Origin of the sequence: Mariniphaga anaerophila, assembly GCF_900129025.1 — a bacterium.
In the GTDB taxonomy this organism is placed as follows: Bacteria; Bacteroidota; Bacteroidia; order Bacteroidales; family Prolixibacteraceae; genus Mariniphaga; species Mariniphaga anaerophila.
Map to the genome: position 1 here is coordinate 627,340 of NZ_FQUM01000002.1, position 12,631 is coordinate 639,970.

Genomic DNA, 12,631 nt, shown 5'->3' on the forward strand with positions numbered 1-12,631 from the left:
TAAGGAAAGAAACTATAAGGCAATCAAATCAAATAACAACATGGAATCTAATAAAATAGGCAGAAGGGATTTTGTAAAGGCCGGAACATTTGCAGCGGCCGGAATCAGCATTGTTCCCAGCCACGTCATTTCCGGGCTGGGGCATAAAGCCCCGAGCGATAAGCTCAATATTGCGGGAATTGGCGTAGGTGGAAGAGGCTTTGGCAACCTGCGTGAACTGGAGAGCGAGAACATTGTGGCGTTGTGCGATGTGGACTGGCGATACAGCCAGCGGGTGTTTGATTATTTTCCAAAAGCGAAGAGATACAAAGACTGGCGTGTGATGTACGACGAACTTGGAGACTCGTTTGACGCGGTGATGATTGCAACAGCCGACCACACGCATGCCATTATCGGTGCATATGCCATTACCATGGGCAAACATGTTTACCTGCAAAAGCCGCTTACCCATTCGGTTTACGAATCGCGGTTGCTGACCAAATTGGCCAAAGAGTACAAGGTAGCCACCAGCATGGGAAACCAGGGCGCCTCTGACGACGATGCCAGCATCACCATTGAGTGGCTCCAAAGCGGAATATTGGGCGATGTAAAAAAAGTGGAAGCTTTTACCGACCGCCCAATCTGGCCACAGGGCCTGAACCGCCCTGAGCCGGGAATGTGGGTGCCTGATTACCTGAATTGGGATCTGTTTGTTGGCCCGGCAAAAATGCGTCCCTACCACAACCTTTACCATCCGTGGAACTGGCGCGGTTGGTGGGATTTTGGGGTTGGAGCACTGGGCGACATGGGATGCCACGTACTGCACCCGGTCTATTTTGGCCTCGATTTAAAATATCCTACCAGTTTACAGGCCATTTCTACACTGTTGTTAAACGACTGTGCGCCGTCTGCACAAACCGTAAAAATGGTTTTCCCGGAGCGAAAAAGCACGGTTATGAAAAAGAGCAAACAACCCGGAGTAGAAGTGATTTGGTACGATGGCGGACTACGGCCGATGGTACCGGCAGGGTGGCCGGCCGGCAAAGAGATGAACATCAAAGGCGGTGGCGTTATTTATCACGGGGAGAAAGACATTCTGGTGACCGGCAGCAAGGGCAGCGATCCCTGGCTGATGTCGGGTAATGTACCGGAGGTGGCTCCCACACGGCGCAGGGTGAAAATCAGCCACGAGATGGACTGGGTCAGGGCATGTAAAGAGAGTCCCGAAACCCGGGTTCCCACGTTATCAGATTTTGCAGAAGCCGGCCCGTTTAACGAAATGGTGGTAATTGGTACGGCAGCAGTGCGTTTGCAGTCGCTGTTTAAAGAGCTGGCCTGGGATGGCGAGAACATGCAGTTTACCAACATCACCGACAGTGAAACCATCAAAACAGTAGTAAGAGACGGTTTTGAAATTACTGACGGTCACCCGACATTCGACAAAACCTGGACGGAGCCGATCAGCGCCAAAGCATTTGCAGAGGAGATAATCAGTCATACCTATCGCGAGCCATGGCGCTTGCCCGATATGCCTGCATAGTTTTGCAGCAAAAGCTAAGGTTGTGGCAGGCGTGTCCTGCTGCAACCTACATAAGATGGCACAGAACAAATAATATTTACTGAATGAAAAAGATGAACCATATAACAATACTGGCAGCCCTGTTTTTCGCCCTTTCTTTTAATGCCTATTCAGCAGATGGCGGCAAAGGCGATGCAGTGGCCGGCGAGGAACAGCAAGCGTTGAATACGCTGACCAAAAAGGAGAAACAGGAAGGATGGAAACTTCTTTTTGACGGGGTTTCAATAAAAAACTGGAAGACCTTTAACGGGGGAAAGAAAGTTGAAGGGTGGAAAATTGTTGATGGCATATTGTACAACTCGGGCGAAGGCAGCGACCACGGCGGAGACATCATTACAAAAAAACAGTACGACAATTTTGAGTTGTCGCTGGAGTGGAACATCTCGCCGCTGAGTAACTCGGGGATTTTCATCCGTGCGCAGGAAAACATTGTAAATACGATTTACAAAACAGCTCCGGAGTACCAGTTAAGCGATGACATTGGCATAACGCGTAAACGCGAGAAATACCAGTTTACAGCCGCCTGTTACGGCATGTACGAAACCGAAGGAGCAGCGATAAACCCGCCGGGAGAGTGGAATACCTCGCGGCTGGTGGTTAACGGCGCCCATGTGGAGCACTGGCTAAACGGGAAGAAAGTAGTGGAGTACGAACTGTGGAGCCAGGACTGGAAAGAGCGCAAGGCTAAAAGCAAATGGAAAGACGAGCCTTATTACGGCATGGCAAAGAAAGGCCATGTGGGGCTCCAGGACCACGGCGGTCTGACTCGTTTCAGAAATATCAAAATAAAGAAGTTGTAGTAAAAACCAGTAAAAGAAGGTCCCAATGAATAAAACTAATTACCAGTTGTTTACCCCGGGCTTGATTTTGTCGTTGCTTTTATTGTTGTTGTGCTTCAATGCCGGGGCACGCGACAAAGGCGACAAACCAAATGTCATTTTTGTTATTTGCGACCAAATGCGCGCAGATGCGTTTGGTGCGGCAGGCAACAGTGTGGTTCACACGCCCCATCTCGATCGGATGGCCGAACAGGGCGCCATGTTTACCAACAATTTTTCAAACAGCCCGGTATGCTTGTCTTCCCGGATAAGCATGTTCAGCGGTAAATACACTTCGGAAACCGGGGTTTTCAGCAATAGGTATCCTGAGGAAACACATCTGGTATTTAGAAATTCGTTGCCGTGGTATTTCAAAGAGGCCGGTTACCGTACCGGTTATGTCGGAAAGAACCACACTTACCAGCGGGCAGAGTTGAAAAATTTTGACGACGTTATTATCCGTGGAAGGGAAGAGTGCCGGAGCTATTCAAAATATGTTCCTCCTTTTTGGCACTCAGATATGTTTTGGCCTGAAGAGGATTGCAATCCCGGGAAAAACACCCGCGACGCAATAAATTTTATCGAACAGACCGATGACGACCAGCCGTTTTTTTTGGTGGTTAGCTACTTCGATCCGCATCCGCCATATATGGCACCTTCAAAATATACCAGCGGGTACTGCTCTTCAGAAATGGTACTACCCGAATACATCGATCCCGAACAGTTGGGGCCGCGAATCGCTACTCAGCAAAAAGCATTGCACTACGATAAAATTACTGACACTGACCTGAAAGAAACCATGCGTTATTATTACGCCTCTGTTGAGTGGGGCGTGGACGAGCAGGTTGGACGACTGGTTGAATTGTTGGAGAAAAAAGGGATTGATGAAAATACCGTTATTGTTTTTACTTCTGACCACGGCGATTTTATGGGGCAGCACAGAATGGTGCGGAAGGGAATGTTCCTGTACGACGCATTGCTGCATGTGCCAATGATTTGGTATGCGCCGGGAATTGTACAGCAAGGTAAAGTGGTTAGCGGAATGAGCCAGAATGTAGATATTTTTCCAACGTTGCTCGACCTCGCCGGAATTGAAGTTCCGGGTTTTCTGGCAGGGCAGTCGTTAAAAAATGTGCTTGTGAAAAAGGAAGCAGAAATTCCTGCCGAACGAAAAATATTTGCACATGCTACTTACAGCGAGTTGCCCGAAAATTATTGGAACAACCCGGAACCTTATTTTAAGCCCGACAGCGACGTTCCGTTTCACACGCGAATTGAGAGGCTTACCTGGGAAAACGATTGGAGAACATCAATGGTGCGCACTGCCGGTTGGAAATTGATTCTGAGTGATACGCATCAACCTGAGCTCTATTTTATGGACGGGAAAAATGTGGAGAAAAAGAATCTGTATGGAGAGACTGAGTACAACCAAAAGTACCAGGAATTAAAAGAAACACTGGAAAATTAGTATAAAACGTGTATGGTGAATTATTCGTACAACGAAGCGTGACCATTGTGCCGCAGATTGTTTGATTCACCATAAAACAACCAATAATAGCGAAATGAAAATACGAACGAAACCCTTTAGAATATTGCTATGCCTGATAGCTGCAGGTTTTTTTATGCCGGTTTTAAAGGCTGAAGATAAGCAGGATGTTGTCCCGAACTGGGTGCGAAACTCAATGGAATATGCCCAGGTGCAGGCAAAAAAAATGCTGCCCGAGGTGTTAAAAACTGAAAAGTTACCCCGCTCTTTTGAGCGCGGCTTGTGTGAAATCGATGACTGGACAAGCGGTTTTTATCCCGGAGTTTTATGGTATTTGTACGAGTACTCCGGTGACGATTTCTGGAAAAGTAATGCCGAGAAAGTAACGTCATTTTTGGCTGAACAACAATACAATACAGGTGATCACGATGTGGGGTTCAGAATATTTTGCAGCTATGGAAACGGCTGGCTGCTTACCGGTAATAAAGAATACGAAAAAGTAATTGTTCAGGCAGCCAGGTCATTGGCTTCCAGGTACAACGACAAAACAAAAACAATTATGTCGTGGAATCCAAACGAAAGGCGTGACTGGAAGTTCCCGGTTATTATCGATAACATGATGAACCTGGAATTGATTTACGAAGCGTATAAATTGTCGGGTGACGAAAGGTTGAAAGATGTTGCCATTTCGCACGCCGATCAGACCATAAAATATCAGTACCGGCCGAACTACTCCTGCCCGCATGTAATTGATTTTGATCCGGAGACCGGGGCATTTAGGAAGATGGACTGGAACAATGGTTTTTCAGATCCGGAAATTGCCGAATGGAGCCGCGGCCAAAGTTGGGGATTGTACGGATTTACAATGATGTACCGCGAAACCAATAAAGAGGAATACCTGAAGCAGGCTGAAAAAATTGCGGATTTTTTGTTGAATCATCCCAACATGCCCGAAGATTTGGTGCCGTACTGGGATTATGTGTCGCCAAAAATTCCAACCATGCGCGATGCCTCTGCTGGTGCCATCATGGCTTCGGCGTTGCTCGAACTGAGTACTTTTTCCAGCCAGGGAGAAAAATATTTTAAGGCCGGCGAAAAAATGCTGAAAAGCCTGGCTTCGGACGAATACCGCGCTGACCCGGTGTGCAATGGCAACTATATTTTACGCCACGCTACCGGAAATTTTCTGCGTGGCAGTGAAGTAGACGGTACTTTAATTTATGCCGACTACTATTTTGTTGAAGGGCTTCTCAGGTATTTGAAGCTGACCAACGGAAAACCGCTTTTTGCGCTGAAGTAGTTTTTATTGAAACTGGCTTTTAGGTCATTTAGCTGAAACAGAAACAGATAAAATAGGATTAGAAATGAAACTGTTACTATTTATTACTTTATTATTTCCGAATGCTTTTTTTTCGGATAATCAACCCACGACAATTCAGGAAAAACCAAACATTTTGTGGCTTACGTTGGAGGACACCAGTCCTCACCAGTTTGGCTGCTATGGCAGTCCCGACGTAAAAACGCCGGAAGTTGATGCGCTTGCCGGCAAAGGAATACGCTACACCAACGCATCATCAAATGCACCGCATTGTTCGGCAGCCCGTTCAACCTTAATTACCGGTTGCTACGCCACCACCTACGGAATGGATATTCACCGCGAACAATATGAAACTCCGGAAGATATTTTTTATCCGTTGTACCTGCGGAAGGCCGGGTATTTTTGTACCAACAACGCCAAAACTGATTACAATTCTACAATAGACGACAAAAGCCTTTGGGATGAATGCAGTCACGAGGCTTCGTACAACAGTCCTGCTCGCAAGCCCGGACAGCCGTTTTTCGCAATTTTTAATACAACGGCCACGCACATGGGGCTGGTGCGCACCATAACCACCGAAGGACGCCCCGATTTTAAGAAATTTGGAATCGATGAAAATAAAATATTCCTGCCGCCTCATGTTCCCGATTTACCGGAAATGCGGTCGGATGAAGCGTATGAGCTGAAAGCCAGTCAGGAATCCAGTCAATGGGCACAGGTTTTTTTAGATGATTTGGAAAAGAGAGGATTGGCTGAAAATACCATCGTGTTTTTTTATAGCGACCACGGAGGATGCCTGCCCCGGGGAAAAGGATTCCCATACGAAAGCGGGTTGCGTGTGCCTCTGATTATTTATGTGCCCCCGGCCTGGCAGGAAAAGCTGGGTGTTGAATCGGGAATTGTAGATCCGCGGCTGGTAAGTTTTGTCGATTTTGCACCAACCATTTTGAGCCTCGCCGGCGTAGAACCACCTGATTTTATGCAGGGAAAAGCTTTCATGGGAAAATATGCCGAGGCTCCTCGTAAACTACAGTTCGGGTTCAGGGCGAATCAGGAAAACTATCATTACGATCCTTGCCGGACTGTTACCGACGGGCGTTACAAATACATTCGAAACTACATTCCACATAAGCCGTTTTGCCTGCGGAATCTTTATCAGTGGGGAATGCCTGCAAATCTGGCGTGGGACGAATACGTTATGTCGGGCAAATGTACCCGCCCCGAGTGGCTGCAACCGTTTCAGCCAAAATCTGCGGAAATGCTTTTTGATTTGGAAAATGATCCCTGGGAGCTGAACAACCTGGCCGGAGATTCGGAATACAATAACGAACTACAGTTTTTCAGAAAAGAAACAGCAAAACATATTCGCGAAAGTAACGACCTGGGATTGTTTGTGAGGGGACTGCGGAAAAAGCCGGGTGGTTTGTATCGCTGGGTGAAAGAAGAAAATTTTCCGCTTGAAAAGTTGTATGAGGCAGCCGAACTTGCCAGTTCGCCCACTGCCGCCGATACCGAAAAATTGGTGGAATTGCTTCAAAGTCCGTATCCGGAATTTCGCTACTGGGGAGCCATTGGTTTTTGCACGTTGGGCTCACAAAAACAGACGGGTGAGTGCCCCGAAGAACTGATTCAGGCTGCCAACGACAAAACCAAAGAGGTTGCTACCGCTGCTGCCGAGGCGCTTTGCTATCTCGGTGAGTTCGATAAAGGCGTGAAAAAACTGATTCACTTGTTTGAAAATAATTTTAACCTGGCGTACTCTTCGTTGGAAACTTTAACCTGGTATCCGGAGCAAAGGCAAATGATGATGAAGTACCTGCCTGAGTTTATATCGATGAATAAAAAGCAGGAACAAATAGTTCAGGACAGAATGGGGCTGGGCGTTAAAGTGCGTTCCATTTTGGTGAATTTGGGCGAATTGCCGCTGTCTGAACTTTATACCGAGGAGGATCGCGAAAAAGGCATCGAAGCCAATAAAAAAGGGCGTACGTTTGTTTATCCTCCTGATATTCAACCTTCAGTTCACCAATAAAAACACAAACAATGTTGCAATTAATTAACAGAAAAGAGATTACCCGGATGATGAACAGAAAGTTTTTGTTGGTGCTTCTGTTTTTATTTACAGGAATTTGTGGCTTTGCACAAAATAAATGGCAGGATGCACTGGGAGTGGTTCACACCGCTCTTCCCAAAACGCAGTTGCTGAGTGCTGCGGATAGTTATTTTGAAGTGGAAGAATCGGCTCAACCGGGCGACGAAGTTATCGGAAGGGTAAATCTGGCGAACAATTCGTTCGAAAAAGCCGATTTTGAAATAACCGGAGGAACCGGTGCGAGTTTGTTTCGAATTGAAAAATTTGTGAACTCCCGCGGAAAACACTTTGGTATTCTGACAGTAAATCAACTGCCGCTTAGTAGCGACAAATACACGCTGCAGGTAAAAGCAACTTTTAATAACGGTGCAACCGATACGCAGGAATATACAATAACAAAGGTAGAAACATCTCTTGCCGAGAAGTACTTTGAGTTTGTTTATGACAGGATATCCCGGGCGCGCCGGTTGTATTATCCTGAAAAAGATGCCAAGCTGGAAGAGTTCCTCTCCAAGTTTAATGCTGATGGTTCTTTTTCGGATTTAACCTACGGTTTGTCGAAGGCAGGCTGGGAAGGCGCTAATGTTGGTGCTTTGCGAATCAACAACCTGGCAATGGCCTATCTCGACGAGAAATCGTCGTTTTACAAAGATGAAGCATTGAAGGAAAAGGTTTATACCGCGATTATTTTTAATGCTAACGAGTTTGCAAAATACCGGACCGAGTGGTATGAAACACACCTGTGGCGAAATACCGATTACATTGCCGGAATTGGTCTCAACTATTTCAGAATACTTCAGCAAGAGATGAAAAGCCAGGACGCTGAAGTTGCGCAACGGGCTGTTGAAGTTTATGATGCGATTATTGATAATTGCGACAATTTGTTTGCCGAACGCATGGACGAACGGCCTGCTATTGGAAATGCAAACCGCAACCACCGGATGCGGAGCCTGGCCGTAAGGGCTGCAATTTCGTACGATTACAACCGGGCGCTTACCGACTGGGATTTGTGGTACGACAAGGAAGATGTCCGTATCCCGGGATTTTACCCGACAGGTGCATTGGACGATTTAATGGAACTGGTTGAAACAGGTTTTGTTATTTCAGATACCTACAACAACAAAAACGGGTTTTTCCCCGACGGAACCATTTGTCATCATCCGGCTGTGGGAATCCAGTTTACTGCCGACGCCTATGGTTGGGAATGGCTTACCGAGTGGAGTATTCCTCTGGCCGATCAGTTTAAAAATACTCCTTTTCAGGCGCAGGATAAAACCTACAATACCATTGCCGAACGAATTCTGGATGCTTACCGCCCGTTAACCTTTTACGGGTATCTCGACATGTCGGTTGGCGGCTTGGAGCCCGACCGTGCAAAATGGGGAAGCCGACTGCTTTCTGCTGTTAAAAGATTGATTGAGGCAAAGAGTGATGAAACGGTTATTGCGCGCGAAAATGAACTGCTCGATTATAAAACCAATCTGGAAAAAGAAGGGTATGATGACCCGTTGGCAATGAGCAAAGCATTCTGGAATATCGATTACTTTGTGCAGCGCCGGCCCGATTATTTTGCCTCTGCAAAAATGATTTCGAAACGTTCCAGAGGATTGGAACGGGGAATTGAAAAACGGTCGTATTACTATTTGGGTGACGGCGCACTGTTCGTGAGGGTGAATCCCGACGATTACAACAATATTCAGAATTATTACAACTGGCATGCAATTCCCGGAACCTCTGCCGAGCAGCGGACTGACGACTTGCCTCCTTCGGCGGTGTCGGCTTATCCCGGAGCACCCGGAACCAATGTTTTTGCCGGGGTTGTGTCCAACGGCTCAGTCGGGTTTGGCGCATTCCGGTACGAGCGCAATCACCAGAGCGAAGCGGCTTTGTATTCAACGGTAAATGCCAATAAAGGCTATTTCTTTTTTGAGAACGAAATTGTTGCTCTTGGAAACAACGTGAGGCGCGTACGCCCGGGCGACGGAGCTGATATTCTGACTACCCTGAACCAGTTGGAATGGAAAGGCGATATAGTTTTTGGAAGGGCAGGAGAGGATCATGCTGAAACGGTTTCTTTTTCTGATGAAAATAGCGTTGAACATTTTGCTGTGGAGCAGCGCCCGCTTTGGGTTTATCACGACAGGGTTGGCTACGTAATAGTTCCCGGGGAAGGGCAAAAAGTTAATGTTGAGCTGGCTGCCGAAACACGGGCTCCCCGCTGGACAAATGCAACTGCCCCAAAGAAAATGTTTCAGCTGGCGATAAACCACGGCCCGAAAGTGACCGACGATTCGTACCAGTACATTGTGTTGCCGGCCACGAGTGTCGAGAAAGTCAAGGCCTTTGCCCAATCCATAGAAACAGGCAACATTAAAGTATTGAAAAATGAACCTGAACTGATGGCGGTGTACAATAAGGAGTTGCAAATTGTTGAAGCAGCTTTTTACGAGCCGGGAACGCTTCTTTTTGAAAACTCAGAAGGAGAAAATGTTTGTCTTGCAGTTGACCGTCCCGCTTTGGTAATGATGAAAGACAATGGAAAGAATCTGGAGATTTCTGTTACAGATCCGTGCCATTCAACCACAGCGTTAACCATCAATTTAGATGTAAACATAAAATTTAAAGGTGAAGCTTTTGATGAAACCAGCAGCCTGACTAGTGTTGCAGTTACTCATTCTTCGGAAGAAGTTTACGCCGGAAAACCGGTTGTGCAACTTTTCGAAACAGAAGGGCGGTTTTTAGCTGACGTTCAACCAGGTAATATTCAAAAAAAAAAGTAAGAGTGTATTTCAATAGCGCCAGCAAAAAAATCCGGCTCAATGCCGAAATCTCCGACGGAACAATGGATGTTTCGTTGTACAGTTTTGCGGGGCAGTTGTTGGAGAAAAAACGAATTTTTGGAGGTGGCGGCGTGGTAGATTCTGTAGATGTATTTTCCACCCGCGGACTGGTTCCCGGAATGTACATGGTAAAAGTAGAAACAGAGGACGCTGTTCAAAGCGATAAAATACTTGTTCATAATTAAATACAATAAAATGAGACGAATAATTTGTGGAATGTTTTTTCTGTTTGCCCTGAATGTATTTGCTTTTTCGCAGGTGACAAAATGCGAATGGAAAAGCGTTAACGGCGTTGAAATTCCTATTCCGCCTAAAGAGCATCCCCGCCTATACATAAGAGCACACCAAATACCAGAACTAAAAATGCGGTTGGAAAATCCGGCATTGAAAGATGCGTGGAATACACTGCTTGAAATGCAGGAAGACTGGAAACCCGAAGATATTCCCGAGGAAAAAGGCTGGCGTTTTTACGTGCAGCAAAAAGGGATTACCGTGCGTGCCGAACTCAATGCGCTGAAGTACCTGGTTACAAAAGATGAAAAGCTGGGGCGCGAAGCGATAAATTTGGTTATCGATACGCTGGAAACAGCTTCGTGGCCACACACCGGCGATATATCGCGGGCTGTGGGCCGGATGATGGTGTCTGGCGCTATTGTGTACGATTGGTGCTACGATTTGTTGACCGATGCAGAGAAACAACGTTTTGTAAAAGCACAGGTCCGGCTGGCAAAAATGATGGAATGCGGGTACCCTCCCGTGAAACAAAATTCGGTAACTGGACACTCGTCGGAATGGATGATTATGCGTGATATGATTTCGGCCGGGGTTGCCATTTACGATGAATTCCCGGAAATGTACAACCTGGCTGCGGGCAGATTTTTTAAAGAACATTTGCCAGTGCGGAACTGGTTTTATCCGGGGCATGCTTACCATCAGGGAACATCGTATTTTAACGTTCGTTTTTCGTGCGACCTGTTTGCGCTTTGGATTTTCGACCGGATGGGCGCAGGAAATGTGTACAACCCGGCGCAGCAGTTCGTGGCGTACGATCTTATTTACAAACGCCGCCCCGACGGGCAGATTATGCCGAGCGGAGATGTAAATCATACCCGGGCATCTGCAAAATATTACAGTCTTCCCATGATGCTGGCTTCCAGCTACTACAAAGATGAATACCTGAATTACGAGTATCAAATGAATCCGAATATTGACAGCAATAACATTTTGTACGATTTGCTTTGGCGCGACACCGAGCTGGGAACCAAGAGTCCGGACGACCTGCCTTTGACTAAATATTCGGGGTCGCCATTTGGATGGATGATTGCACGCACGGGCTGGGATGCAAACAGTGTGATTGCCGAGATGAAAATAAATGAGTACAATTTTCTCAATCACATGCATCACGATGCCGGCGCTTTTCAGATTTATTACAAAGGGCCGCTGGCTATCGATGCCGGTACTTATCAGGGCTCATCCGGCGGTTATAACAGCCCGCATAACAAAAACTTCTTTAAAAGAACAATTGCCCACAACAGTTTGCTGATTTTCGATCCGGACGAAAAATTCCACTCCATTGGTTATGGTGGAGCTGATAAATCAGAATATGTGGAAAACGACGGTGGACAGCGTTTGCCCGGGTACGGCTGGTTTCCGCCGCAAAATCTGGATTCGTTGCTTGCGCAGGATTATGAAACCGGGAAAATACTTGCCCACGGTTTTGGCCCTGATTTTCAGATGCCCGATTACTCGTATCTGAAGGGCGACATCACCAAAGCATATTCGGAGAAAGTAAATGAGGTAAAACGTTCATTCGTTTTTCTGAATCTGAAAGAGGAAAAAATACCGGCAGCATTTGTTGTTTTCGATAAAGTGGTGGCATCTAATCCGGAGTTTCAGAAATACTGGCTGTTGCACAGTATTGAAGAGCCTGAAATTGAAGGGAACAGGATAACCATAAAACGAACCAAAAACGGCGACACCGGAATGTTGGTCAATACAGCGCTGCTTCCGGCTGCTGATGATTGTGATATTGTTCCGGTGGGAGGAAAAGGAAAAGAGTTTTGGGTGTTTGGCACCAATTACGAAAACGAATCGACCCGGACCGCCGACGAAGCCAACGAACGCGGAGCCTGGCGGGTAGAGATTTTGCCGAAAAAACCTGCTGCTGAAGATCTCTTTCTGAATGTGATGCAGGTAACCGAAACCGGGCAGAACAACCTGCATGATGTGAAGAGTATTGAAAACGAAAAAATAGTTGGTGCGCAACTGGCTAACCGGGTTGTAACATTCAGCAAAACCGGGCAGATTATTGACCGTCCGTTTGAGCTGGAGGTAACCGGCAACGGAACGTTTAAATTTGTATTGACTGACCTGGATGCCGGAACCTGGCAGGTGAAAAGAAACGGAGAAGTTTATTTGCCCGGAATTCCGGTTTGCTCTGACGACGGAGTGATGTATTTCGAAGGCGAAGCGGGAGACTACAAATTTCTTCGGTAATGGTTAATATATTTTGAATCGGA

The 12,631-nt window shown here is 46.6% G+C and carries 8 protein-coding genes; all 8 read left to right on the forward strand.

The features are described 5' to 3' along the window. Positions 1 to 40 precede the first annotated feature (40 nt). The 8 genes from BUB08_RS05710 to hepB all read left to right on the forward strand — a co-directional run bounded on the left by BUB08_RS05710 (position 41) and on the right by hepB (position 12,608). Entirely contained in the window at positions 41 to 1,519 is a 1,479-nt protein-coding gene (locus tag BUB08_RS05710) for a Gfo/Idh/MocA family protein (RefSeq protein ID WP_072999701.1), read from the forward strand. 92 nt (positions 1,520 to 1,611) lie between these two features. Continuing rightward, entirely contained in the window at positions 1,612 to 2,358 is a 747-nt protein-coding gene (locus BUB08_RS05715) for a 3-keto-disaccharide hydrolase (protein WP_072999918.1), read from the forward strand. A 25-nt stretch (positions 2,359 to 2,383) separates the two neighbouring features. Then, positions 2,384 to 3,844 carry a sulfatase family protein gene (locus BUB08_RS05720; RefSeq protein WP_072999702.1) on the forward strand — a complete coding sequence of 487 codons (1,461 nt, stop codon included), beginning with the start codon at positions 2,384 to 2,386 and terminating at the stop codon, positions 3,842 to 3,844. 94 nt (positions 3,845 to 3,938) lie between these two features. Then, entirely contained in the window at positions 3,939 to 5,162 is a 1,224-nt protein-coding gene (locus BUB08_RS05725) for a glycoside hydrolase family 88 protein (protein ID WP_083570615.1), read from the forward strand. A gap of 64 nt (positions 5,163 to 5,226) precedes the next feature. Continuing rightward, the gene (locus BUB08_RS05730) at positions 5,227 to 7,212 is read left to right on the forward strand and encodes a sulfatase family protein (protein WP_072999706.1); all 1,986 of its coding nucleotides are present in this window, start codon (positions 5,227 to 5,229) and stop codon (positions 7,210 to 7,212) included. An 11-nt stretch (positions 7,213 to 7,223) separates the two neighbouring features. Continuing rightward, positions 7,224 to 10,052, forward strand: a complete 2,829-nt coding sequence (locus tag BUB08_RS05735) for a polysaccharide lyase family 8 super-sandwich domain-containing protein (protein WP_072999708.1) — start codon at positions 7,224 to 7,226, stop codon at positions 10,050 to 10,052. A gap of 2 nt (positions 10,053 to 10,054) precedes the next feature. Then, a complete protein-coding gene (locus BUB08_RS05740; protein ID WP_072999710.1) occupies positions 10,055 to 10,297 on the forward strand; it encodes a T9SS type A sorting domain-containing protein in 243 nt (80 codons plus the stop codon). A 10-nt stretch (positions 10,298 to 10,307) separates the two neighbouring features. Continuing rightward, positions 10,308 to 12,608 carry a heparin/heparin-sulfate lyase HepB gene (gene hepB / locus BUB08_RS05745; RefSeq protein WP_072999712.1) on the forward strand — a complete coding sequence of 767 codons (2,301 nt, stop codon included), beginning with the start codon at positions 10,308 to 10,310 and terminating at the stop codon, positions 12,606 to 12,608. The last annotated feature ends 23 nt before the right edge of the window (positions 12,609 to 12,631 follow it).

Coding starts and splice junctions, on each gene's coding strand:
- BUB08_RS05710 (WP_072999701.1), top strand. CDS start 41: ATGGAATCTAATAAAATAGGCAGAAGGGATTTTGTAAAGGCCGGAACA.
- BUB08_RS05715 (WP_072999918.1), top strand. CDS start 1,612: ATGAACCATATAACAATACTGGCAGCCCTGTTTTTCGCCCTTTCTTTT.
- BUB08_RS05720 (WP_072999702.1), top strand. CDS start 2,384: ATGAATAAAACTAATTACCAGTTGTTTACCCCGGGCTTGATTTTGTCG.
- BUB08_RS05725 (WP_083570615.1), top strand. CDS start 3,939: ATGAAAATACGAACGAAACCCTTTAGAATATTGCTATGCCTGATAGCT.
- BUB08_RS05730 (WP_072999706.1), top strand. CDS start 5,227: ATGAAACTGTTACTATTTATTACTTTATTATTTCCGAATGCTTTTTTT.
- BUB08_RS05735 (WP_072999708.1), top strand. CDS start 7,224: ATGTTGCAATTAATTAACAGAAAAGAGATTACCCGGATGATGAACAGA.
- hepB (WP_072999712.1), top strand. CDS start 10,308: ATGAGACGAATAATTTGTGGAATGTTTTTTCTGTTTGCCCTGAATGTA.